This window comes from Parcubacteria group bacterium, from assembly GCA_041659505.1.
Lineage (GTDB): Bacteria > Patescibacteriota > Minisyncoccia > Moranbacterales > UBA2206 > UBA9630.
Window position 1 is genome coordinate 130,814 of record JBAZYF010000001.1, and the last position, 23,240, is coordinate 154,053.

The window sequence follows — 23,240 nt, forward strand, 5'->3', positions numbered from 1 at the left end:
GTTTTCCTGCAAGCGAACTGTCCCTAAAATATTACGAGCCGGTACAAATGAGTTTGCACCGGCTCGCTTCCCTATTTAGGGATGTTGAAAGCTGTTTTTTTGAAAACCAGTCCGAAGAGCTGGCCACCACGCAAGGCTCGCTTGCTTATTTTTGCCTGATCAACAGAAAGAATCTCACTGAGATATCCCTCCCCATCGTCCCGTGGCAATACCACGCTTAGAATCTGAATAATCCAGAAATTTCCATCGGCATCTTGCAATAAAGAGTTGTTAATATCGCAGACCCGACTTAAAGATATCGTGGTTAAATCAGCGACATAACAATAGTTGTAGATCGCCGAGGAATCCTGTGGCAAAAGGTCTTGATCCAAAATCCCTAGCTGAAGAAATTCCGATTTTTTGACTTGCCCGAATGCAAATAAATAACAGGCCGGACTAGTGATCACACCTCTCAGCGAGAAACTGACCGGTTTGTCCTTATAAAGGGCATATATCCCTCTCGGCAGGACATTAGAATCGTGCAGTGCCCAGGCATAAGACCCATTGGCATATTTGAAATGGCATAATGTTCCTAGTCCTTCATTAAATACTAGCTCCATTTCAGAAGGGACGGTAAAAAATGACCATCCGCTAGACTGATAAAACGGGGACTCCAAAAAGACCTGGTTCAGAATTGACATCGTTTCAACCACTATCCTTTTCTGATGGATTATTTCCTTTCCATTAAAAAAGTACAGAGCTCTCTGCTCACTTGCAAATGCTAACAAAGAACTTGATAACAAAACAATCATTACCATTAAACACAACCCTCTTTTCATAAGACACCTCCTTGTGTGGTTTGTTGAAAAAATAATTGGTTATCCTTATGTTTACACCAAAGAACAGCTTAGTCAAATAGCTCCTCAGTATAGGCTAAGATTTGAAACACTACATGGCTTGAAACTTTTTGAGTTTTCCTGCAAGCCAAAATCTTAGAAAAAAATTCAAGCCAGCTTTTAATAGAACAAAGCTGGCTTTTTTAGGCAGAGACATTGCACTGCACTTCTGGAGTTAATAGAAAATGGCCATATCCCCTGGCTTGAGAGAAATGCCTTTTTCCACTCCCTTATTAAGATCGAATGAGGCAGATCCAAGTTCAACCATCTCCGAGTTTGCAATTGAGGCTGGATCATACATATACACTTTCTCGATGAACTCACCGAGAGTTCTTGAGTCTACAACTGGAAATTCTGGCATATGATTCCTCCTTTTAAAAAAGATTAAAAAAAAATTAAGCAACGAACACTCTTCTGTAGCAGGCACGATCATTCTTACGAATTGGATCATGAAGCCCAATGCGCATCTGGCCATCACAAATCAATGAGGTTACCCACCCTATACCAGGAATGCTGTCATCATTGAAACGTGACCCAGCGCAAAAAGCGATACGATTATGATCCAGTTGAAGTCCAGTTTCGTCGAAAAATTTGAGCGCATGGATCATTCCCTCAGTCAACGTTGCAGTCAAAACTCCAACCATTGAGACTTCCTTGGGAGACAATCCTCCCAAATCATCATCCGGCTCATCTCGCATAAGAATTGCATATGATCCGTTTTGCGCATGTCGATCGCTTTTCGCGACAAGTCGGTCTAGTTTTTTTTGCTCTGGAAGCCATAGATTGAATAGCTTTACAAATTTGTCGCGGAGTTGCTCGAAAGGAACATCTGCCATGACTATGTGTCTATAGCCGACTTTACTCTCAGGCATTTTAACATTAGAAAAATCACAATACATGTCAAAATGCCTCTTGTAAAAAGACTGTAAATCTTTGATGGCTTCCATGCAAGATTTTTCTGGTAATATTGGCATGACCAGTCTCCTCCTTACGTTCAAAAATGTTAAAGAGCCAAACTCTCCGTTAAATATAGCTACCGCTATAATAAACCAATTTATTACAATAAACCAGCGTTGTCAACCCCAAAACCTAAAGGCTCACATATTTCACCGGCAAAACTTTTCGGAAAATGCCGGCAAAAATGAAGGAGTCGGATTTGTGGATAAAGATCGGCTGGTGGATCGGGTTGGTCGATTTGGGAAAAAGGCCGATCACGTCTTCACTGACTTTTTTGTAGCGTTTGATGGTGGCCATGCCGTTCACCACTGCCACGACAATCTTACCTTCCAATTCTTCCTGGTGTTCATATTTCTCAAAAATGACGTAGTCGCCATCGTTGATTTTTTCCTTGTCCATCGAATCGCCCAAGGCCTTCACGGCAAAAAGCAAAGACTCATCTTTGTCACGAAAAAGCGCTTTGGAAATTTGCAAAAAGCCGTCGACATTGTCCTGCGCATAAGCCAGCGCTTCTCCGCAAGATGCCAAGCCATAGACCGGCACAGAGAAAATATTTTTAAAATTAGTATAATTCTTGTTTTCCACCAGATAGATTTTCTTGTTCTTATCACGCTTGATTAGATCCTTTTTTTCGAGTGATTCAATCACTTGCATTACCGATTTCAAACTATCCTTCACACCTTGCGACTCCAAAAATTTTTGCAACCGATAGCTGGTGGGATTAGCTTTCCCCTGGTCGATCAGCTCTCGGATCGATTCCAGGATGTTTTGTTGTTTGGCTGTTAGGATCATAGTTTTATTTTGGTTTTTACGCGTCTAAATTTTAGTAAACACGTAAATCCTCTTTTTTTAATAATTACAGTGTTATTTTAACATTGATAGTCTAACACTGTCAAGTGCCCCTATTTACACTAAAAAAGCCCCGAATAATCGGGGCTTTTGGCACTAATAAATTCTCAGGCTTAATTTCCGCAAGCAGCACCAGAGGCACTAGCAGCGGCAGGAGCAGTGCCCTCACCAAATCCCGGTGCGGGAGCAGCAGAGGAAAGTGTTGTCGAACATTCTTTCGGTTCAGTCTTAAATCCAGAGCAAATAGTTTTCAAAAGACTTGTAGCATCTCTTCCAGCTGAAGCAGCCTCCACCCCGTTAATTACGAGTGTTGGAGAACCTTTCACGCCATATTTTTCATTATCCGCCTTGTTCACATTGAACGGCGGGTATGATCCTTGGTAAGTACTCTTATCCTCATAATTTTTCGTCACGTCAAATTGAGTATCCGCTTGCGTCATGCAGGTTTTCACTGTTGCCGCAGCGACACCGGCTGTTTGCATACAACTATCCTCTGTACCTTGCCCAACCTTGAGAAAACAAGTCAGGTAAGCACTTAATTTTGCCGGCTGATTTTTTTGGATGCAATATTGTCTCAAATTTTCATCCAATTCTTTTTTGTCATGCATCGCGTAGTTGACAAATTTCAGAGTATAGTTAATTTTTGTTCCAAGAGCAGTGAGTACTGGCAGGATGCCTTTTTCAATCTGTGTTCCATATGGGCAATAACTCATCACGAACAGTTCCACAACCGGCTTGTCAGTTTTAGGAATTTCTGCCACAGGCTTGGTTTCTCCCGGTGTTTGCTCAGCAGCCATTTTTTGCTCTGTTTCCGCGATATCCATCACGCTAGGAAAAAACTTTGATCCGTCAGTTGATAGATAGGAAGTAATTTCTTGCTTTTGCGCTCCTTCGCCGATTGAAACCATCACTTTAAACATTCCGTTTTCCTTGGCCACTGACGTGATGTCGGCTTTCGCTCCACCTTGCATCAAATTGTTGTTGATGAAATCTGCCACTTTTGCCTTCGCCTGGCTTTCCGTCAAATTGTGTTTACTCCAAACTAGCTTATAGTAACCATAACCACCAAGCGCAACAACCAAAAGGATGATTGCAATAATCTTGGGCAAATGTTTTTTATATTTCTCGCAACCGCAAGTCCCCTTCTCGCAGCAGTCCGCATCCATGGACTCTTTCTTTTCTTCTTCCATAATTTATTTTGAATTATTTATTAGATTACCGGTGATTGCCGATACTTTTGCTATTATAACCAATCAGCGAATTTCGTGCAAGCGCTCATTTTTAGCATCCGCATCCAAAATTTTATCCAGATCTTTGATAAATTAATTACTCCACGCCTAAGGCAACAGCGACTCAATATATTTTTTCATATTCGATACAAACTCTTCCGGTCGCTCTTGTGCATGTTTTCTCAATTCTTCTGGCGAAATCCAAGCCACCGCCTCAACTTCATCTTCTTGCAACACAAATTCATCGGCTTTTTTATCAATAGTCAGCATAAACCATTGAGTGAAATGGTAGCTCCCGTCAATTTTTGTTTTTGGTCCAAGTTCTGGTTTAATATTTTTTAGTCCCAATTCTTCTTCGGCTTCTTTGATTATATTATCCAAATAAGTTTCCCCTTTCTCGACTGTTCCCGCAACCGCAGGTCCCCACATCCCTGGATGATGCGCCTTAGAATGATGCCGCTTCGCCAAAAGAATTTCACCACGAGAATTAGTTATCCATAAAGCCGAGACGCGATAAATGTTTTTCTTTTTGAAAGCGCCTCTCTCTTCATGCCCAATAATTTCATCATTTTCATCAACGATGATTATTTTTTGTTTGGCTGGTTCGGTCATAGTAAGTACTTATTCTTTTTATACTAAATTTTTCTGAAACAATCAATTATTTCAATCTTTTCTATTTTTTTCAGTTGTCCAATTGTAACAACATAGCCAACGAGAAGTTTATTCTTTTCCACAAAACGCTTGACTGCAGAGATATCCTTTGCGCTGGTGTTTTTTTTGAATTTAATCTCTATTGGGATAAGCGCGGGAGCCGCGTCAAGCAAGATATCAATTTCTTCCCCACTTTTTGTGCGATAATATTTAATCGTTTCTGGATCCACTCCTTTTTTAATCAGCTCGGAAACATAAAATCCTTCAAAGAGAAATCCCGCGTCAGAACGCGCGTCAACTGAAGAAAAATTTCCCAAAAAATAATTTCGCACGCCATTATCAAGAAAATAAATTTTGGGCATTTTAGAAATTTCCTTGTTTTTGTTGGTAAAATATGGACGCAGAATTGAAATAATATATGTCTCTTGCAAAATAGCCAAATAATTTTGCACGGTTTCTGTGCTTATCTCCGCTGCCGCTCCATACTTGGCATAGTTCGCCGTCTGCCCATGATTGATGGCTAAAATTTTCATGAGCTGACTGGCATTTCTTAACTTTTCCATTCTGACATATTCGGCAAAATCCTTTTTAATATAGAGATCAAAAATGGAACGCAGTGCCTCTTTTTTTTCTTCAATAGTTTTGGACAAAACGACATCCGGATATCCACCAAAGACTAAAAATTCTTCCAGCAAAGCATAGGCTTCGCGCATTGGAGAGAAGTAGTCTCCCGTTTGTACTTTTGGGAGTTGGTTTATTTTTGCAATAAGCTCAGACCTATCCTTAAAGTACAAAAATTCCTCAAAACTCAGTGGATAGACATGGGTGATTATTTTTCGTCCTGCCAAACTTTCTTGAATTGAATTTTTTATTTCCAATGATGATGATCCGGTAGCATATATTTTAATATTACTGTGGTGATCGTGGACGGATTTTATCACTCGCGATAAATCAACGTAACGTTGGAATTCATCCAAAAAAACATAGAAGAAATTTTTCTGTTTTTCCTCATAACCGTTTGTCTTGAAAGTGGCGATAGCTTTTTCGTAGGTCGCTACTTGCTCATAATCTGAAAAAATATCCACATCAAAAAAAATTCCTCCCAACTGTCGGTGCAGTTCTTTCAGAATTGTCGTTTTCCCCACTTGCCGGGGTCCAATGATAATTGAAGCCTTTTGGGAATTCTGTTGACCCAATATTTTACTGAAAACAAGCCTTTTTTTCATATTTTTTACTAAAATAAGGTTATACCTGCTTTTAGTATATACTTTTATCTGGCATACGTCAAGTTTAGTATAAATCATCTTCCGTCAAAACTTCAATGCCATTTTTCTTGAGCAGTTTTGTCATCACTCCGTCACCCTCAATCATAACGCCGGAAAAAGTGCCGTCATAAATTTTTCCACATCCACAGGATGGACTTTTTTGCTTCAAAATGGCAGTTGTAATTCCTCTGGCTTTAGCAATCTTCAAAACCTGCTCGGCACCGATTTTGAAATTAGCCGTCACATCAACCCCGCTTTTTGTGAAAACCCGATCGCCTCTTATCTCAGTTTGCTCCCGCGGAGTCAAAAGCCCCCTCAACTGCTCAGGACAAACCGGAACCAAAGTTTCTTTTTTAGCCAAAGCCAAAACTTTTTCATTGGCCTTATCACTGCCATCGTAACGACATTTTATACCCAAAAGGCATGCGCTGCAAAGTTTCATAAATTATTCATTTATCAATTTAAATCTAGGAGTTTCTTTCCCATCAACTATCACGTTTTCCAAAAACATCTGCTTGGGCCGCACCCATACGGAACCTTTTCCAAAAGTTCTACATTCGTATAGTGCCCTATATACGACCATCTCTTCCAGTGTCTCGCTATGATGAGCGACGGCGATAACTTCAATGATGCCACCCTTATAATGTTTATATTTTCCTAGTTTCATAAAGCGTTTTATTACTCCTCTCTATGCGATTTAAATTGAAGTTTTTATTTTCTCCGCCATTTTTTTTAATTTTTTAAAATCCGCCATCGGGCCATCAGCTGAACTCAGATAGCCGGCATATTTTTTAAAATATTCAGATTTTTCACTGTTATACCGTTTCCAAATACCTTTTTTCATATGCCCCGTTCCGTGCATTGGAACAAGCTTGATGTGTGCATGGTCTATTCCGGTGCCTTCCATAATGAGTCCAACTCGACCAACGTCTTTAAAATAATCTTCCAAAAGTTTTGCTACTTTCTTGGCGGCTAGGATAAAATTTGCCAAAGCCTTGTCATCCATTTTCAAGACGTCGCTAGCGTAATGCTTTTTGGGAATAATCATCGCAAATCCTTCCGTATTGGGAAAAGGAGACAGCCAAGCCATATAGTTTTTATCCTCCCAAATCAAACTATCACCTAAGGGTTTGATTTTACCTTTGGCGATTTCGCAAAAGATGCATTCACCCACGTCTGTTTTGTTTTTGTAGTTTGCCATAATATTTTAAAGCTTGCTTAAAATTATATTTCGTGTTATTTTCCAGTATCAGCAACGACTGATATTGAAAATCATAGCCAAAAGGAGGCAAAAATGCAACAAGCAAAACGAGATGACACAGGCTGCTGTATCGGCGAGATAAAAGCGGTAATGCCAGGCGACATTCTTACGCTTTTCCCAAGCGGCGATATTTTATTTCTTCGTGGATGTTATGGAATCGCAATTCCAGAAAGCGGAGTCATGCCAGAAAACGGGATTTGGACAGAAAAAAGCGTCTCTTCCCTAATCGCTTTCATTATAGACGAATTCGGACTTGCCGTAGAAAGAACGGAGAAAAAAAGCCTAATCTCCCCGGGTAATAATGTTTATTACCGCTTCATGCGATAAAACATCGCACGAAGCATATGCCCGTTCAAGGATTAAAACCTTGCGGGCATATTATTTTTTTAACTCCTCTGCATTTTCCGCAGCTGTGAAATTTCATCCCGGATAATGGCCGCTTTTTCAAATTCCAAGTTTCTGGCGGCGTCTTTCATTTCGCGTTCGCGCAATTTCACATAGCCGGCGATATCTTCCAGCGTTTCCAGTTGAGAAAAGTCTTGCACAATTTGAGGATTGATTTCGTGATCAACGATCGAGATGATTTTTTTCTTGATCGTTTTTGGTGTGATTTTGTGTTTTTTATTATAGGCTGTCTGGAGCGCGCGTCTGCGGTTCGTCTCGGTTATGGCGCGCGTCATTGAGCCGGTCATTTGATCGGCATAAAGGATGACTTGTCCGTGGACGTTTCTCGCCGCACGTCCGATCGTTTGGATGAGCGAAGTTTCACTGCGCAAAAAGCCCTCTTTGTCGGCATCGAGAATCGCCACGAGGGCCACTTCGGGAAGATCAAGACCTTCACGCAAAAGATTGACGCCGACCAAAACATCAAATTCTCCGCGTCTTAATTTTTCCAAAATTCTAACTCTGTCCAAAGTATCCACGCCACTGTGCAAATATTCCGCCTTCACTCCACTTTCTTTCAAAAAATCCGACAAGTCTTCGGCCATTTTCTTGGTGAGCGTCGTGACCAGTGCGCGATTTTTCTTGGCGACCGTTTTTTCAATTTCGCTCGCTACGTCTTTTACTTGCCCTTTGGCCGAACGGATAATAATTTCTGGGTCGATAAGACCGGTCGGACGGATGACTTGTTCGATGATGCCGTTAGCCCGTAGAGACGCATTGCAATGCGTCTCTACCTCTTTTGTAGATTTTTCAATTTCATATTTCCCCGGCGTCGCCGACACAAAAATTGTCTGTGCCATCTTTTTTTCAAATTCTTGGAATTTTAGCGGACGATTGTCAAAGGCGCTGGGCAAACGGAAGCCGTTGTCAATTAGGTTCTCTTTACGCGAATGATCACCGTTGTACATTCCATTGAGCTGAGAAACAGTTACGTGTGATTCGTCAATCACAGTGAGAAAATTTCTGACTCCTCCTGCGTTATTTTGTGAAGCGTTATTAGCTGCAAAGTAGTCCATCAAAGTATAGGGTGCTTCGCCAGATTTACGACCGGTCAAATATAGGGAATAATTTTCAATCCCGTTGCAATATCCAACTTCGCGCATCATTTCCAAATCTTGGCGCGTCCGCCGCCAAATTCTTTCTGCCTCCAAAATTTTGCCCTTATCTTGAAAAAACTTTTTCTGCGCTTCCAGTTCTTTTTCAATTTTCCCTAAGGCACTTTCCATGATCGCCTCCGGCACGACAAAATGCTTGGCCGGATAAATGAACGTCTGTTCCAATGTCGCTAATTTTTCACCGGTCAAGAAATCATATTCTACAATTTTTTGAATTTTATCATCTTCCAGATCGATCCGTGTCACAATTTCACGACCCGGCGTGATCACCTCCAATGTGCTTCCGGTCAGTCGAAATTTTCCGCGCGCTAAAATGTCCGAGCGGGCATATTGCATATCAACGAGAATCCGCGCGATTTTTTCTCGTTCCATTTTTGCTCCGACTTTCATTTCCAACATCGAATTGCGATAATAGTCCGGACTGCCTAAGCCATAGATACAGGACACGGACGCACAGATAATCACATCATCGCGACTCATCAGCGCCGCCGTCGCCGCGTGGCGCAACCGATCAATCTCTTCGTTGATCTGGGATTCTTTTTCGATATAGGTGTCCGTTGAAGCAATGTAGGCTTCGGGCTGGTAATAGTCATAATAGGAAACGAAATATTCCACCGCGTTTTTGGGAAAAAAGGTACGAAACTCTTGCGCCAACTGCGCCGCCAAAGTTTTGTTCGGCGCAATCACGAGCGTCGGCTTTTGTACTTTTTCAATCACGTTAGCAATCGTGAAAGTCTTTCCTGACCCAGTCACACCCAAAAGCGTCTGACTTTTTTTGCCAGCTTCGAGGCCACCGACCAACTGCGCAATCGCATTGGGCTGATCGCCTTCGGGTTTGAACTTGGATGAAATTTTGAATTTGTTTTCGAACATGTTTTCGGACATTGACAAAATGATTATATCTTGATAATATCAGACATTCTTTAAAATTTGAATTATTCGGACTGCAATCACCATTCACTCAAAAAGGAGGACCAGATGAATACTAATACTAGATTTACTATTTCAGGTGCCATTATAATGACAATAGTACTGGGACTTTTGCTGCTAGCTCATAGATTAGATGAAAGGGGGGTGGTTTCTGCTGGTATTACCAGCGCCGCTATACAGGAAATACGGCCTATCAGCACAACCCGTGACCCACAAAACATCAACCCAGAAAATGATTTTATTGGATTCGAGATTATCTTCACCAGTGAAATCCAATGCGGAAAATTCAAAACCAATGTGGTAAGATTTTCCGCAGATCATTCAACTGGGTCTGGGCTTAGACAGATATTTATTATTGCTGGAAACCCCCAGCATAAATATGAACTCCAGGATTTTACCATTCGCACCAAAGATGGTGGTAAAAGTTTTTATGTGATAACTTCGGTTATCGCAATCCTGAAATAATTCAATTCCATCTTCTTTCCAAGCGAACTCACTCGCACCTGCCATATTTCCAAGAAACATCGGGAATATGGCAGTTTTTTTATTTTAAATTGTCTTGAACTGTGATTTTTGTGATTATTTGATGGACTATGATTTCTTAATCAAAATCCCAATCATAGTTTTCATTCAATCAGACGAATCATAGTTCGAGATTAAGATAACAAGCGTAGCGATCAAGTTTCCAATCCCGCACCTGCCTTACAGTATTTGAACCTATTTCGACCATTTTAACCAACTGGTTAAAATGGTTATCCGTGTCCTGAACGCTATTAATGCAAGCCTTTATAGCCCTACTGATAACTTCCTGGGCTTTTTGCCAATTTGGATAACCCAAGAGAGGCATCAGCTCCCGCGCTTCCCAAAATTCGACACCATTTTCATCGATCTTTTTAATGTTCTCAAAGTCCTTGTGGACTCCCAATGCAACTTCCATTTTTGTCATAGTTTTAGTGTTAGTTTTATTATAATGATATTATAACACTAAAGCAAAACTACTGTCAATTGTCTGAACCACTGATTATCACATGAGCTCACATGATTTCACTGATTTATGAATCTAATCATGTGAAATCAGCGTAATCAGTGCGAATCAGTGGTTCTGATTTATAGATACTTCCCTCCCCGCTCTTTCAACTCTTCCACTATTTTTTTCACATCCTGCGCTCGGGATTTGGGACAAATGAGCAGTGCATCATCCGTGTCCACAATTAGCAAATTGTCTATGCCAATTGTTGCAATCAATTTATTTCCATTCCCCTTGATAAGCGAGTTTCTGCTTTCAATAGCCAAAATATTACCATCCGTATAGGCTTGTTCTGGAGAAGCTAGGTATTCATAAATAACCCCCCAGGTGCCCATGTCCATCCACTTAAATGGATTGATAATCAGGTAGGTCTGATCAAAAATATGTTTTGTAACATCTTCTACTGGGCCAGATTTCATAGAAGCATAAATTTTATCCACTTCCCTCGTTGAATCTTTTTTCCCGAGAGCTGTTTTTATCTTCATCAGTGCCTTATGCCAGGCGGGGTTATGTTTTTCATAAAGAGCCAGCATCAAATCGGGATACCAGCAATAGTGATTTGAGTGGGTTGCTATTTTGAAATTACTGATTAGCTCCTCTGTTTCTTCGTAGGTATCCAGCCGGGGGATAAATTTTTGAATTTTGAAAATATCCATATCCTCCTTGCTTTTGACCTGCTCACCTAGCATTAAATAGTCAATGCCCATATCTGGGTAGAGCGCTTTTTGTCCTCCAGTTACCAGCTTTTTCTCTTTCTTAACTAGTCTTTCGGCGGCTCTTGTCATTTCAATGAATTTTTTGTCCGGCTTACGAAGGCAATCCGCTTGAACAATCATGAAAGGTTCTTTGGGATATTTCATAGCTACTTTCACAATTGCAAAGCCTGTGGCTGGCCCGGTATTTCTCGCCACGTCCGGTTCAATAATAATATTTTCTAGAGATATTTCCGGCGCATCTTCAACTACATACTTCACATATCTTCTTTTGGTTGAAACAAAAATATCCTGAGATCCATATTCCTTGAGTAACGATTCAACATTTTGCCTGAAGAGAGTTTTATTTCCCACTATTGGCTGAAATTGCTTTGGCTTGTCTTCTCGACTCAATGGCCAAAGTTTAGTTCCTTGCCCTCCTGCGAAGATTATAAATTTCATACTGTTTCTTTTTAGTTAATTAAGTGGATTACCCCCTAATTAAACCACACCATTTGAAAAAACGGAAATCTGGTAGAGACGAGGCACTGCCTCGTCTTAATGCTGGTGGTTTTTAAGACGAGGCAGTGCCTCGTCTCTACGGGGGATATTCGGCTATTACAAGCCAAGAAATGACTTAAAATAGCCATTTTGGACTTGACGAAAGAATGGCGCCGTGCTAACCTCAAATGAGTCATAGACTGGAAATTTTAATCTTTGATTTTCAAAAAAATGCTAAAAATCATTAATATTGCTGAAATCGTCATCGCTATCGCGCTCATCGTTTCTATCTTATTGCAAAACAGAGGCGCGGGACTGTCCGGCACATTCGGTGGCGGATTTGAAGGCTATTACACCCGACGTGGATTCGAAAAGTTCTTGGTCTATTTTTCCATCTTTCTTTCCACCGCCTTTATCATTCTGGCTATTATTAATTTGATTTTGACTAACAAGTTAAACTAAACATATTAGTAAACCGCTCGAAAATTGCAAGTGGCTCTCACCGCAATGTTTTGCGAAGCTCTACAGAGTCAGCAACTTCAAAGAAAAACTGCTCCTTTCTTTTTTAGTCTTGCTTTTCATTTCTTCTCTCGGCTATTGGGGGATTTCTTTCTATTATTCGCACACCCAAGCATTGCCAAATTATGGCGGTGAATACATCGAGGGTAGCGTCGGTCAACCGCAACATATCAATCCTTTGCTCAGCGCGTCCAATGATGTTGATGCTGATCTGTCTAAGATTATCTATAACGGCCTTCTGAAATATGACGACAAAGGAGCACTTATCCCTGACTTAGCAGAGCGCTACGAAATCAGCGAAGATAAGACCGTCTATACTTTTTATCTGAAAAAAAATGTCACTTGGCATGATGGCGTGTCCTTTTCTGCCCGGGATGTAATTTTTACTTTCAACCTGATTAGTGACCCGGCCTACAAAAGCCCTCTACGCTCCAATTGGCAAGGCGTCACAGCCAATCTTGTCGATGATTCCACTGTCACTTTTACCACCAGCCCATATGCCGGGTTTCTCAGCAATGCTACTTTTGGCATTCTCCCTCAGCATCTATGGGACAGTGTAAAACCAGAAAATTTTTCTTTGGCCCAATTTAATCTGGAACCGATCGGCACCGGACCGTTCAAATATAGCGGTTCATACCAAAAAGATTCCAAAGGCAACATCCTTTCCTACAAACTAGTCGCCAATCCAAACTATTTCGACGGGAAACCTTATCTTTCCAAAATCACTTTTAATTACTACACGGACGAAGATTCCGCGCTAGACGCCTATAACCGCAAAGAGATTATGGGGATGAGCAGCATCTCTTCTCAGAAAATAGCTGCGATAAAGAATAAAAACAGTTCATTGGAACATATTTTTTCCATTCCGCGCTATTCGGCAGTTTTCCTCAATCAAAGCAAAAGCCTGCCCTTGGCTGACGATAAGGTCAGAGAAGCCCTGAACTATGCCACCGACCGGAAGGAAATCATCCAACTCGTACTTGATGGAAAAGGCACGCCCGTCTACTCCCCGATTCTCCCGGGAATGCTTGGCTATTCTGCCGATCTAGGAAAAGTAGATTATGATCAGGAAAAAGCCAAAAAAATTCTGGATGATGCCGGCTGGAAAGTATCCGATGATAAATTCCGCAAAAAAAATGATACGCTGTTGGAAATAAATCTTATCACTACTGATTGGGATGAATTTACTGAAAGCGCAGAAATTCTCAAGACTCAGTGGGAAAAAATCGGAGCCAAGGTTGCCATAGAAAGTCTCTCTGTTTCGGATATCCAACAAAATTTTATCCGGCCAAGAGAATATGAAGCTTTGCTTTTCGGCCAAGTGATGGGTGCCGACCCCGACCTCTATTCTTTCTGGCACTCGGCCCAGAAAAAAGATCCCGGTCTCAATCTCGCAATGTTCGGCGATAGTGAAACAGATAAATTGATCGAGAATGCTCGCATCGAATTTGATCCCGCCAAGCGCGCCGAGCTTTATACGCAATTCCAAGAGAAATTAGTGGCTGAAATACCCGCTATCTTTCTTTGCAGCCCGGAATATATCTACCCAGTCAACAAAAAAGTCCAAGGCATCGACATCCAAAATCTCATCTCCCCCGCCAAACGCTTTTCCAATATTGACAAGTGGTTCATCAGCACCAAACGGGTTTGGAAGAAATAACTTTTTTCTGTTTTTTCACTTTTCATAAGATAACTGTTCCGATAAAAAATCTGGTAATAAGTAATTTTTTTAAAATAATCCTTATGCCAAAAACAAACAAGATCGACAAAGAAAATCTGCGTCAAGTCATCATCGACTCTCCCAAGCAGTTTGCCGAAGGATTCCGGTTAGCAAAAAACATCAAACTAAAAAAACAGAAATTCACCGCCGTCTGCGTTTCCGGTATGGGAGGCTCATCACTGCCGGCTGATCTGCTACGAACTTACGTTGATCATCTTTTTGAAACCAACTCAAAGGATAATGCGCCCTTGGAAATAATCCAAAATAAATCCTACGCCCTTCCCAAAAGGACACTCAAAAATTGCTTACACATCTTCGCATCTTATTCCGGCAATACAGAAGAGACGCTTTCTGCTCTCGACGAAGCGATAAAATTGAAACTTCCTTCTGTCGGGCTGATGCACGGCGGAAAATTGCAAGAACTTTGCACGAAAAACAACATCCCATATGTCATCCTACCAGCCGTCAGTCAACCGCGCTATGCCAGTGGCTATTTTTTCGCTACCAGCCTGCAGATTCTTAATAATCTCAACCTTATTGAAGATAAATCAAAAGAAATCGATCGTCTGGCTAAAAAACTGGAGGAGATGGTTACAACACTCGAAGCACCAGGGAAAATTTTGGCCAAGAAATTAAATGGAAAAACGCCGATTATCCACACGACAGACAAATATCGATCGGTTGCTCTTATCTGGAAAATTAAAATTAACGAAAATGCCAAGACGCCTTGTTTTTGGAATTTTTATCCAGAACTCAATCATAATGAAATGGTCGGCTACACTTTGCCCCAAGGAAAATTTCACATCGTAACGCTCCTTGACCCGACTGATAATCCCAGAATTATAAAGCGGATGAAAATCACCGCCCCCCTGCTCAAAACTAAAGGAATCGAAACGACTTTTTTTGAAATGCCCGGTACTGAATTATTCACCAAAATTTTTAGCACGCTACTTTTTGGCGATTGGGTTTCCTATTACCTCGCCCTTGCCTACGGCCAAGACCCAACGCCAGTTGATATGGTGGAAGATTTGAAAAAAGCCCTAGCTTAGAAAACAAAAAACCGCGCTTTTCAAAAGTGCGGTTTTTTTATGGAACGTGGTATAATTGAAGCACTTAATTTTTAACTACAAAACTATGGAACCAAAAATTTTCAAAGCCTATGATATTCGCGGACTTTATCCGGCAGAAATCAACAAAGACGTCGCTTATACTATCGGCCGGGCACTCGTTACGCATACCAGTGCCAAAAAAGTGATCGTTGGATTTGATATGCGCGAATCTTCTCCGGAATTAGAAGCGGGTTTAATTTCCGGCATTACTGACCAAGGTGCTGACATTATCAGAATTGGAATCTCCACCACCCCGATGCTCTATTTTGCCTCCTGGCAAATTGAGGCAGATGTGGCAGTGATAATCACCGCTTCGCACAATCCGGCCGAATGGAATGGGATGAAATTTTGCCTCAAAGGCGCTGTACCAATCGGTGAAGGCAGTGGGATGGAAGAGGTGCGAGACCTGGCCATTGCTGGAAATTTTCCAGAAAATACCACAAAGGGCGTGGTGACAGAAGAACTGGATTTTCACCAGAAATATCTCAGCTATATGGAACAGTTTTTTGTCACAGGTAAACCAAAGAAAAAATTAGTGATTGATTTTGCCAACGGAATGGGCATTTTGGATAAAGAAGTTTTTGAAAAATTTCCGACTGAAATTGAGGCGATTTATATGTACGATACGCTCGACGGAAACTTCCCTAACCACGAAGCCAACCCGTTGAAAACGGAAACGCTCGCCGCGCTTCAGGAAAAAGTCGTGGCAGAAAAAGCCGATCTCGGCATCGCTTATGATGGTGATGCGGACCGCGTCGGTTTTGTTACAGAAACCGGAGAGGTTGTTTCCATGGATTACCTCATCGCCCTTTTGGCCAAGGAAGTACTCAAAAAAGATCCGGGAAGCCTCATCCTAATGGATCTGCGTAGTTCTAATGCGGTACGAGAAGTGATTGAAGAAGCGGGCGGGAAAGTGAATCGTTGTCGCGTCGGACATTCACTGATCAAAAAACAGATGCGCGAGCAAGGGGCAGTTTTTGCCGGCGAACTTTCCGGCCACTATTTCTTCGCGGAAAATAGTAAAGCAGAAATGACCACATTCGCTGTCATCACACTTTTAAATCTCATGAATGAAACTGGCAAAAAAATGTCTGAATTAATTACTGAATTAAAAAGGTATTTTCACAGCGGAGAAATTAATTCTGATGTCGCCGACAAAGATGCAGTGATGAGAAACCTCAAAGAAATTTACAAAGCCGGAAAGTTGGATGAGCTAGATGGCATCCGCATCGACTTTCCTGAATGGTGGTTTAACGTTCGCGCCTCAAACACCGAACCAAAGTTAAGATTAAATTTGGAAGCGAAGACAAAGGAGTTGATGGAAGAAAAAAGGGATGAAGTTCTGGGGATTATTAGAGGCTAATAATCAAAAAAGAGCCTCGAGGCTCTTTTTTTATGTGTCATTCCCGCGAAGGCGGGAATCCAGGTTCCACTAGCTTTAAACTCTGGAAAATCGAGATGCAAGTCTAACATGCTTTTAGTTTCAGTAAGTCTTGAATTTTAATAATTCGTTTTTTCCTAGTGTTGAACTTGAGGTGCCTGGATCCCCGCCTTCGCGAGGATGACACTCATTGAAGTGTCTTGCAAAAAAAAGAAACGAGTCATCGGCTCGCTTCTCATCTTTCTCAGTAAATTAGAACAATTTAAAGGATAAACCCCACTTTTTTCTTCACCTCATCCAACTTCTTCTTCGCCAATGGTCGGACTTTTTTGGCGCCGTCTTCGAGGATCTTTAGCACTTTTTCGTCAGACAATTCCGCCATCCGTCTTTGGAACGGTTCGAGGAATTTGATAATTACTTCTGCGAGTTCTGTTTTGAAGTCAGAATACTTTTTACCCACAAAAAGCTCCGCCACTTCTTGGGGTTTTTTATTGTCCAAAAGAGCATAAATATTGATCAAATTTTTGAGCGCCGGTTTATCGTCAGAATAAATAATTTCACTGCCGCTGTCCGTCACCGCTTTTTTGATTTTTCTCTTCACTGTATCCGCGTCATCGCTAAGTGCGATGTAGTTATATTCCGATTTGGCCGATTTAGACATTTTCTTGGTTGGATCATCAAGACCCATGATATTTTCACTTTCTTTGTTTGTGTACGCCTCTGGCACCACAAATGTCTCGCCAAATTTATGATTAAATCTTTGTGCTAAAGTCCGCGCTAGTTCGATGTGTTGCTTTTGGTCTTTGCCGACAGGCACCGCCTGGGTATCATAGAGCAAAATATCAGCCGCCATTAAAACTGGGTAATCAAAAAGACCAACCGAAGATTTATTAAATGTTTCTCTGATAAATTTTTTATATACATCAACGGTTGAAAGTATGGCTGTTTTATGCAAAAAATTTGCAAGTTCAAGAATCTTATCTGCTTTAACCGCTCTATCGATTACGAACCCATTGTTTTCTAAATTCGTTATTATATCTTCCTTTGATTTTTCCATCATTGCTTCAACAAAAACATCTTCGTCAAAACCAGTCTTATCTTTGAATTGAGTCATTTTATTCAGATCACCATTCTGGGTAATCGTATTTAAAATCCAACTCAGCTCCGCATGCTCCGAAACGTGCGATTGGATAAAAATTGAACATTTCCCTGGGTCTATCCCCGCTGCCAAATAAATCTTGGCGATTTCAATTGTGCGACGACGTAGCGTTTCCGGATCTTGCGGAACCGTGATGGCGTGCATATCCACGACACAAAAAATCGAATCATACTCCTCTTGTAACTTGACCCAATTCTGGATTGCGCCGAGATAGTTTCCAATGTGAAGATTCCCCGATGGCTGAATGCCAGAAAATATGCGTTTTTTCATAGGATTATTTACCGCTTAGTTTTTTAGTATCTTTATTTTTCAAAAAATTATTCTTCGAAACAATCGGCCGTTTCAATTTCCTTTCAATTTGCTTTCTGGCCGTTCCAGCAATTTGTCCACCGACTCGCGCGTCATCTTTCAGTCTCGGCAAGCCCTGGGAATCTTTTGTGCGATGAATTTCCGTCGTTGTTCTTTCTCCGAGCATCGTGAGTATGAGCTCGAAATCATCCATGTGATCACGCAGATTTTCCCACTTCAACCCTTTCACCTTTTTATATTCCGCTGGCGTTATACCAAAAGTAGCCTTGGAAATTTCTGCAGTCAAAATTTCATAATCCCGCTGCTCTTTTGCTCCACGTTTTTGCCATTCATCGGTTAGTTCTTCGCGAACAGCAATACCGCGCATCCGTTTTTCAATCCAATCTTCGGGATAGCCTTTGAGCTTATAGAGCAGTTTCGTTCTTTTAGTCGCCAGTTCAGGATTTTCAATTTCTTGTATTCGCTCATAGCCCACTTTCGCCAACCAACGTTTTAGTGGCTCAGCTTTGGGCGAAGGAATTGATTGAACAATACGAAACATTCCCTCAGTATTGGCGCAATCAGTTTCATATTTTTTCCCATCTGTCGCCTCCAATTTCAGTTGTACCCAAATTGGGGACAACTGAAGATCAATAAACTCGCGCCGTTTTACCTTACCCCAATATTGCCTTGGGGTGGGGCTATCTGTTAGTACAGCAACCACATCAACAATCGAAAACCACCACTCTTTCTGATGCAGCGTTTTTCGAATTGACTTGCCTCTAAATATGGCGATTTGATTATTTTGATTTTCGCTGTCCAACACAATTTTACAAAAAATTAACTAAATCCATTTTAGCCCATTTTATCGTTTCGGGCAATTCTCGCTAAAACAAAAGCCCCGCCTAAGCAGAGCTCCTGTATTTTTACTGATTCCCGTTCACTGCTTGCCTACCAAAGCTTTAGCGTGGGCAGGTTTACTGCTCACTGTTTTAAACTTCAATAATCACCGGCAAAACCATTGGGCGTCTTTGCGTCTGTTGGAAGAGATAGAGTCCGACGACTTCGCGGATGTTGTCTTCGATGAATTTCTTTTCTGGTGAAGTTTTTTTGGAGGTCGTATCCTTGATCGCTTTTTGCACGCGCCGCTTTGTTTCATTGATCAGGTCAAAGTTATCTTTGACATAGATGAATCCGCGAGAAGTGATTTGAATGTTACCGACAATTTCTTTTTTCTTGCTGTCAAGAATGACTGTGATGACAAACATTCCATCAGCGCTGAGCACTTGACGGTCACGAATGACCACTTGTCCCACGTCGCCGACACCCAGTCCATCCACCATCACATAGCTCGTGTCAACTTTTTTCGGCAAGACTTTGGCTTTACCTTTTTGCACTTCCAAAACGTTGCCGTTGTCCAGCACAAAAATATTTTCTTTGCGAAATCCGATCCGCACTGCCAGTTTTTCCGCTTCTTTGAGCATATAGTGATTAGCATAGACCGGCAAGAAAAAATCTGGGCGCACTTGCCTGAGCATCTCTTGGATATCTTGTGCGCTACAATGACCACTAGTGTGGACATCCATCACATCCGAGTGGATGACATTGTCGCATTTGCGATAAAGATTATCTTTCAAACGTTGGACCGTCCGTTCGTTGCCCGGAATGACCGAGGAAGAAAAGATGACTGTATCGTTTTTCTTGATTTTGATGAAGCGATGATTGTCCGTGATGATGCGTGAAAGCACAGCATTCCCCTCGCCTTGCGCACCGGTACAGATGATCACTACTTTGTTTTCCGGGTATTTGTGCAAGTCGTTGACGGTAATCAGGGTTTCTTTGTGCATCTTGATGTACCCCAGTTCTTTAGCAATCTCCACATTCATTTTCATGCTATAGCCATCCAGGGCTACTTTCTTGCCGACTTTTTCGGCATATTCCAAAATGTGGCCGATGCGCCTGATCTGGGAAGAAAAGGTACCAATGATAATCTTGCCGGTCGCTTCGCGGATCAGTTTTTCCAAGTTATAGTACATTTCCTCTTCGGTCGTACGGGATGGATTGGTAACGATTGCGCCGAGGCTTTCCAGCATCAAAATTCTAGGGCTGGGCAATTTCGACAAATGATCATAGGTCAAAAGCTTTCCGCCCTCGGGCGTTTTTTCCATCGTCCAGTCGCCGGGATGAATCACGGTTCCGTCCGGGGTTTTGAGAATCACGCCGACGGCGTCCATGATGGAATGTTCGATCTCAAAAAATTCGATAGTAAACTTTCCTAAGGATACTTTATCCGTGACTGATTTGACGCGGATGGTTTTCAGATTTTGAGCAGAACCTTTTTCAAAGTCTTCCAATTTTTTCTTGACCATAGCGAGCGTCATGTCGCGACCGATGATTGGCGGATAGCCCAGTTGGCGCAGAAGGATCGGCGCCGCACCGATATGATCCAAATGGCCATGGCTCAAAACGACACCACGGATATTTTTTTCTTTACCTTTGAGATAGCTGATATTGGGAATGATGTAATCAATTCCCGGCATATCTTCTTCCGGAAATTGCAGACCCATGTCAAGGATGACGATATCTCCGCCATATTCAAACACAGTCATGTTGCGCCCAACTTCCTCATTACCGCCCAAGGGAATGATGCGCAAACTCTCCTTAGAACTTCCCGAATTTGTTGTCATCGGCATCGGGCTGCGATTTGGTTTTGGTTTTAGCCTCGCTAAACCGTCGAGGTTTTTGGGTATCGCAAAACTGTTTGGACGTGCCAAACCAGCTGGCGATACATTGGTTGTTTTCTTAAACATACTTTTCGAAAATTAAAGACACCAAAAAAAGTTGGTTGCCCTTAACAAAAGCGACATACGCGCTTTTTTATTTAAAGAAATTAGTTAGTATTATCAATCCCAGAGAAACTCCGGGCTTTTTTTCTACAAAAAGCTACGCGAAACAAATAATAAGCTCGTCACGCCGTAGCCCTGGCGGAGGAGGAGTTAATAATAAAGAAATAGAATAATTGACTAAAACAAAAGGTTTTCTTCCACTGCTGAAATTATATCATACTATTATACACGAATCAACAGAATTGTCAAATGGTCTTGTGGAAACCGGTGAAATTAGCTAGACTGAAAATATTATCCATAAAGAAACACTATGTCACTAAAAATCGGGATTGTCGGACTGCCAAATGTGGGAAAATCAACCCTTTTTAAAGCCTTAACCAGGACACAGGTAGATATCAGCAACTACCCTTTTTGCACGATCGAACCCAATGTGGGAATCGTAAAAGTGCCAGATGAACGCCTTGATAAGCTGGCTGAAATGTCAAAGTCGGCCAAAATCATTCCAGCCATCATTGAATTTGTCGACATTGCCGGCATCGTGAAAGGCGCCTCGACTGGGGAAGGCTTGGGTAACAAATTCCTTTCCAATATCCGCGAGGTTGACGCCATCTGCCAAGTCGTTCGAGTATTTGATAATTCTAGCATCATTCACGTTAATAATAAAATCGATCCAGAAAGTGACATTGAAACGATCAACACTGAACTAATTTTGGCTGATCTAGAAACTATTGGCAAAGTGAAAATTCGCCTTGAAAAAGAAATGCGTGGCAATAAAAAGGGCGCTGCTGAACAACTGGACGTACTGAATAAAATTAGGGAAAATCTTGAAGCAGGAAAAACGGCCAACTCTACCAGCCTAGATCTTGAAGAAGAAAACACAAAAATCATCGTGCGCGAACTGTCCCTACTCACGATGAAACCGTTTTTATACATTTTCAATGTCGCTGACGTCGAAACTAAATTATCGGAAAATCTGGAAAAATTACCGCATGTCAAATTGGATATAAAAATCGAAGAAGAATTGATCGAGATGACGAAAGCGGAAGCCGAGGAACTGAGCGTGCGATCAAATCTAGATGAACTCATCGTACGCGCCTATGAACTTTTGGGGCTCATCACCTTTCTCACTACCGGCAAAGATGAAACGCGCGCCTGGACAATCAAAAAGGGCTGGACCGCACCGCTGGCCGGCACCGCCATCCACAATGATTTCAAAGATAAATTCATCCGCGCCGAAGTGATCAACTGGCAAAAACTCCTGGACGCCGAAACCTGGTCAAAAGCCAAAGAACTCGGAACACTCCGCTTGGAAGGCAAGGAATATGTCGTTGCCGATGGGGATGTGATTGAGTTTAAGATTTAAATCCACCTCATCCGGCCTTCGGCCACCTTCTCCTTAGTAAGGAGAAGGGCTCAACGCATAACCTCCTCGATTCCTAAGCTCAGAGAAATTGATACAACATATCTGCATTTGTCCCCTCTCCTTACTAAGGAGAGGGTTAGGGTGAGGTGAATTAATTCGTAATTCTTAGAGAAAACTATATGACCATCATCCACGCAATAATTTTCGGCATCATTCAGGGCTTGGGAGAATTTTTGCCCATCTCCTCTTCTGCTCACCTAGTAATCTTTCCTTGGCTGTTCAATTTTCCAGATCCGGGACTGGCTTTTGATGTCGCGTTGCATTTTGGCACATTAATCGCTGTCGTATTATTTTTCTGGAAAGATTGGCTGAAAATTATTGCCCTCGCTTTTGGTTTTTCGAAAAAATTAAAATTAACTTCAGTCATAAATTATCCCAAAAATACGTTTTGGCTTTTGGTGATCGCCACAATTCCGGGAGCGCTTATTGGGTATCTTCTCGAAAAACAAGCGGAAACAATTTTCCGCTCTCCGCTCCTCATCGCCGGTACACTAGTTCTGGCCGGATTAGTTTTGTATTGGGTTGATAAAATGGGCAAGAAAAATCAGAACTTTGATAAAGTCACTCCCAAAAATGCACTCCTAATCGGGCTTTCCCAAGCCGTCGCGATTATTCCCGGCATTTCTCGTTCCGGTGCAACAATTTCAACGGCTCTCGCTTTGGGCCTTGATCGTACGAGCGCCGCGCGTTTTTCATTCCTGATGTCTGCGCCAATTATTTTTGGCGCGACGATTTTAAAATTTTCCGATCTCATTGCTGATTTCAGTTTTGTCCAATTTATTGCTATCCTCTTTTCCGCCCTCTCCGGTTTTCTCGCTATCGCCTGGATGTTAAAATTCATCGAACGCGTAAGCTACAAAATCTTTTTCTGGTACCGTTTGGCTTTTGCGGTGGTTATTGTTTTGATTTTTTTCTGGCGCTAAATTTGACTAATCCCCCATTATGCGCTAAACTGTGCAAACAACCTAGAAAGCCCCGAAGTTCTCTCGCCTGGCAACT

General features: G+C 41.8%; 24 protein-coding genes. 8 read left to right on the forward strand and 16 right to left on the reverse strand.

Translation table 11 applies throughout. The features are described from left to right. Positions 1-71: 71 nt before the first annotated feature. The 10 genes from WC848_00625 to WC848_00670 all read right to left on the reverse strand — a co-directional run bounded on the left by WC848_00625 (position 72) and on the right by WC848_00670 (position 7,027). Positions 72-680: a hypothetical protein gene (locus WC848_00625; protein ID MFA5961169.1), complete on the reverse strand. Its 609-nt coding sequence runs from the start codon at positions 678-680 to the stop codon at positions 72-74. A gap of 370 nt (positions 681-1,050) precedes the next feature. Continuing rightward, positions 1,051-1,236 (reverse strand): hypothetical protein, encoded by a 186-nt coding sequence (locus tag WC848_00630; GenBank protein ID MFA5961170.1) that lies wholly within the window; start codon positions 1,234-1,236, stop codon positions 1,051-1,053. A gap of 34 nt (positions 1,237-1,270) precedes the next feature. Further along, on the reverse strand, positions 1,271-1,849 hold the full coding sequence (locus tag WC848_00635; protein ID MFA5961171.1) for a hypothetical protein: 579 nt from the start codon (positions 1,847-1,849) through the stop codon (positions 1,271-1,273). A 115-nt stretch (positions 1,850-1,964) separates the two neighbouring features. Then, positions 1,965-2,624 (reverse strand): S24 family peptidase, encoded by a 660-nt coding sequence (locus tag WC848_00640; protein ID MFA5961172.1) that lies wholly within the window; start codon positions 2,622-2,624, stop codon positions 1,965-1,967. A 170-nt stretch (positions 2,625-2,794) separates the two neighbouring features. After that, on the reverse strand, positions 2,795-3,871 hold the full coding sequence (locus tag WC848_00645) for a hypothetical protein (protein MFA5961173.1): 1,077 nt from the start codon (positions 3,869-3,871) through the stop codon (positions 2,795-2,797). A 147-nt stretch (positions 3,872-4,018) separates the two neighbouring features. Beyond that, on the reverse strand, positions 4,019-4,522 hold the full coding sequence (locus WC848_00650; GenBank protein MFA5961174.1) for an NUDIX domain-containing protein: 504 nt from the start codon (positions 4,520-4,522) through the stop codon (positions 4,019-4,021). A 23-nt stretch (positions 4,523-4,545) separates the two neighbouring features. Further along, positions 4,546-5,787, reverse strand: a complete 1,242-nt coding sequence (locus WC848_00655) for an ATP-binding protein (GenBank protein MFA5961175.1) — start codon at positions 5,785-5,787, stop codon at positions 4,546-4,548. Between the two features lie 64 nt (positions 5,788-5,851). Further along, positions 5,852-6,268 (reverse strand): DUF523 domain-containing protein, encoded by a 417-nt coding sequence (locus tag WC848_00660; protein MFA5961176.1) that lies wholly within the window; start codon positions 6,266-6,268, stop codon positions 5,852-5,854. Between the two features lie 3 nt (positions 6,269-6,271). Continuing rightward, on the reverse strand, positions 6,272-6,493 hold the full coding sequence (locus WC848_00665) for a DUF1653 domain-containing protein (GenBank protein MFA5961177.1): 222 nt from the start codon (positions 6,491-6,493) through the stop codon (positions 6,272-6,274). Between the two features lie 30 nt (positions 6,494-6,523). Then, positions 6,524-7,027 (reverse strand): HIT family protein, encoded by a 504-nt coding sequence (locus tag WC848_00670; GenBank protein ID MFA5961178.1) that lies wholly within the window; start codon positions 7,025-7,027, stop codon positions 6,524-6,526. Positions 7,028-7,120: 93 nt separating this feature from the next. Here WC848_00670 and WC848_00675 point away from each other — a divergent pair, with 93 nt between their 5' ends. Beyond that, positions 7,121-7,414 carry a hypothetical protein gene (locus WC848_00675; GenBank protein ID MFA5961179.1) on the forward strand — a complete coding sequence of 98 codons (294 nt, stop codon included), beginning with the start codon at positions 7,121-7,123 and terminating at the stop codon, positions 7,412-7,414. A 59-nt stretch (positions 7,415-7,473) separates the two neighbouring features. On the opposite strand, the gene uvrB is transcribed toward WC848_00675, so the two are convergent. After that, on the reverse strand, positions 7,474-9,519 hold the full coding sequence (gene uvrB / locus WC848_00680) for an excinuclease ABC subunit UvrB (GenBank protein ID MFA5961180.1): 2,046 nt from the start codon (positions 9,517-9,519) through the stop codon (positions 7,474-7,476). Positions 9,520-9,666: 147 nt separating this feature from the next. Between uvrB and WC848_00685 the strand changes: the two genes are divergently transcribed. Beyond that, positions 9,667-10,041 (forward strand): hypothetical protein, encoded by a 375-nt coding sequence (locus WC848_00685; protein ID MFA5961181.1) that lies wholly within the window; start codon positions 9,667-9,669, stop codon positions 10,039-10,041. 178 nt (positions 10,042-10,219) lie between these two features. Here the strand turns inward: WC848_00685 and WC848_00690 are convergent, their stop codons facing one another. Continuing rightward, positions 10,220-10,522: a BRO family protein gene (locus WC848_00690; GenBank protein ID MFA5961182.1), complete on the reverse strand. Its 303-nt coding sequence runs from the start codon at positions 10,520-10,522 to the stop codon at positions 10,220-10,222. A gap of 161 nt (positions 10,523-10,683) precedes the next feature. Next, the gene (locus WC848_00695) at positions 10,684-11,757 is read right to left on the reverse strand and encodes a sugar phosphate nucleotidyltransferase (GenBank protein MFA5961183.1); all 1,074 of its coding nucleotides are present in this window, start codon (positions 11,755-11,757) and stop codon (positions 10,684-10,686) included. Between the two features lie 270 nt (positions 11,758-12,027). On the opposite strand from WC848_00695, the gene secG reads away from it, so the two are divergent. From secG to WC848_00715, 4 genes are all read left to right on the forward strand, one after another. Then, positions 12,028-12,258: a preprotein translocase subunit SecG gene (secG, locus tag WC848_00700; GenBank protein MFA5961184.1), complete on the forward strand. Its 231-nt coding sequence runs from the start codon at positions 12,028-12,030 to the stop codon at positions 12,256-12,258. Between the two features lie 109 nt (positions 12,259-12,367). Further along, positions 12,368-13,975 carry a peptide ABC transporter substrate-binding protein gene (locus tag WC848_00705; protein ID MFA5961185.1) on the forward strand — a complete coding sequence of 536 codons (1,608 nt, stop codon included), beginning with the start codon at positions 12,368-12,370 and terminating at the stop codon, positions 13,973-13,975. 83 nt (positions 13,976-14,058) lie between these two features. After that, a complete protein-coding gene (locus WC848_00710) occupies positions 14,059-15,084 on the forward strand; it encodes a bifunctional phosphoglucose/phosphomannose isomerase (protein ID MFA5961186.1) in 1,026 nt (341 codons plus the stop codon). A gap of 85 nt (positions 15,085-15,169) precedes the next feature. Next, complete coding sequence (locus tag WC848_00715; GenBank protein ID MFA5961187.1) at positions 15,170-16,507, forward strand: phosphomannomutase/phosphoglucomutase; 1,338 nt, start codon at positions 15,170-15,172, stop codon at positions 16,505-16,507. A gap of 280 nt (positions 16,508-16,787) precedes the next feature. On the opposite strand, the gene trpS is transcribed toward WC848_00715, so the two are convergent. The 3 genes from trpS to WC848_00730 form a co-directional block, all read right to left on the reverse strand. After that, positions 16,788-17,954, reverse strand: a complete 1,167-nt coding sequence (gene trpS, locus WC848_00720; protein MFA5961188.1) for a tryptophan--tRNA ligase — start codon at positions 17,952-17,954, stop codon at positions 16,788-16,790. 4 nt (positions 17,955-17,958) lie between these two features. Further along, positions 17,959-18,798 (reverse strand): Bro-N domain-containing protein, encoded by an 840-nt coding sequence (locus WC848_00725; GenBank protein MFA5961189.1) that lies wholly within the window; start codon positions 18,796-18,798, stop codon positions 17,959-17,961. A 166-nt stretch (positions 18,799-18,964) separates the two neighbouring features. Beyond that, a complete protein-coding gene (locus WC848_00730) occupies positions 18,965-20,782 on the reverse strand; it encodes a ribonuclease J (protein ID MFA5961190.1) in 1,818 nt (605 codons plus the stop codon). 346 nt (positions 20,783-21,128) lie between these two features. Here WC848_00730 and ychF point away from each other — a divergent pair, with 346 nt between their 5' ends. Then, positions 21,129-22,181, forward strand: a complete 1,053-nt coding sequence (gene ychF / locus WC848_00735) for a redox-regulated ATPase YchF (GenBank protein ID MFA5961191.1) — start codon at positions 21,129-21,131, stop codon at positions 22,179-22,181. 179 nt (positions 22,182-22,360) lie between these two features. Continuing rightward, complete coding sequence (locus WC848_00740) at positions 22,361-23,164, forward strand: undecaprenyl-diphosphate phosphatase (protein ID MFA5961192.1); 804 nt, start codon at positions 22,361-22,363, stop codon at positions 23,162-23,164. Positions 23,165-23,240: the final 76 nt, after the last annotated feature.

Coding starts and splice junctions, on each gene's coding strand:
- WC848_00695 (MFA5961183.1), bottom strand. CDS start 11,757: ATGAAATTTATAATCTTCGCAGGAGGGCAAGGAACTAAACTTTGGCCA.
- WC848_00675 (MFA5961179.1), top strand. CDS start 7,121: ATGCAACAAGCAAAACGAGATGACACAGGCTGCTGTATCGGCGAGATA.
- WC848_00660 (MFA5961176.1), bottom strand. CDS start 6,268: ATGAAACTTTGCAGCGCATGCCTTTTGGGTATAAAATGTCGTTACGAT.
- WC848_00740 (MFA5961192.1), top strand. CDS start 22,361: ATGACCATCATCCACGCAATAATTTTCGGCATCATTCAGGGCTTGGGA.
- trpS (MFA5961188.1), bottom strand. CDS start 17,954: ATGAAAAAACGCATATTTTCTGGCATTCAGCCATCGGGGAATCTTCAC.
- WC848_00690 (MFA5961182.1), bottom strand. CDS start 10,522: ATGACAAAAATGGAAGTTGCATTGGGAGTCCACAAGGACTTTGAGAAC.
- secG (MFA5961184.1), top strand. CDS start 12,028: ATGCTAAAAATCATTAATATTGCTGAAATCGTCATCGCTATCGCGCTC.
- WC848_00685 (MFA5961181.1), top strand. CDS start 9,667: ATGACAATAGTACTGGGACTTTTGCTGCTAGCTCATAGATTAGATGAA.
- WC848_00645 (MFA5961173.1), bottom strand. CDS start 3,871: ATGGAAGAAGAAAAGAAAGAGTCCATGGATGCGGACTGCTGCGAGAAG.
- WC848_00670 (MFA5961178.1), bottom strand. CDS start 7,027: ATGGCAAACTACAAAAACAAAACAGACGTGGGTGAATGCATCTTTTGC.
- WC848_00710 (MFA5961186.1), top strand. CDS start 14,059: ATGCCAAAAACAAACAAGATCGACAAAGAAAATCTGCGTCAAGTCATC.
- WC848_00655 (MFA5961175.1), bottom strand. CDS start 5,787: ATGAAAAAAAGGCTTGTTTTCAGTAAAATATTGGGTCAACAGAATTCC.
- WC848_00640 (MFA5961172.1), bottom strand. CDS start 2,624: ATGATCCTAACAGCCAAACAACAAAACATCCTGGAATCGATCCGAGAG.
- WC848_00650 (MFA5961174.1), bottom strand. CDS start 4,522: ATGACCGAACCAGCCAAACAAAAAATAATCATCGTTGATGAAAATGAT.
- WC848_00665 (MFA5961177.1), bottom strand. CDS start 6,493: ATGAAACTAGGAAAATATAAACATTATAAGGGTGGCATCATTGAAGTT.
- WC848_00635 (MFA5961171.1), bottom strand. CDS start 1,849: ATGCCAATATTACCAGAAAAATCTTGCATGGAAGCCATCAAAGATTTA.
- uvrB (MFA5961180.1), bottom strand. CDS start 9,519: ATGTTCGAAAACAAATTCAAAATTTCATCCAAGTTCAAACCCGAAGGC.
- WC848_00630 (MFA5961170.1), bottom strand. CDS start 1,236: ATGCCAGAATTTCCAGTTGTAGACTCAAGAACTCTCGGTGAGTTCATC.
- WC848_00625 (MFA5961169.1), bottom strand. CDS start 680: ATGTCAATTCTGAACCAGGTCTTTTTGGAGTCCCCGTTTTATCAGTCT.
- WC848_00730 (MFA5961190.1), bottom strand. CDS start 20,782: ATGTTTAAGAAAACAACCAATGTATCGCCAGCTGGTTTGGCACGTCCA.
- ychF (MFA5961191.1), top strand. CDS start 21,129: ATGTCACTAAAAATCGGGATTGTCGGACTGCCAAATGTGGGAAAATCA.
- WC848_00715 (MFA5961187.1), top strand. CDS start 15,170: ATGGAACCAAAAATTTTCAAAGCCTATGATATTCGCGGACTTTATCCG.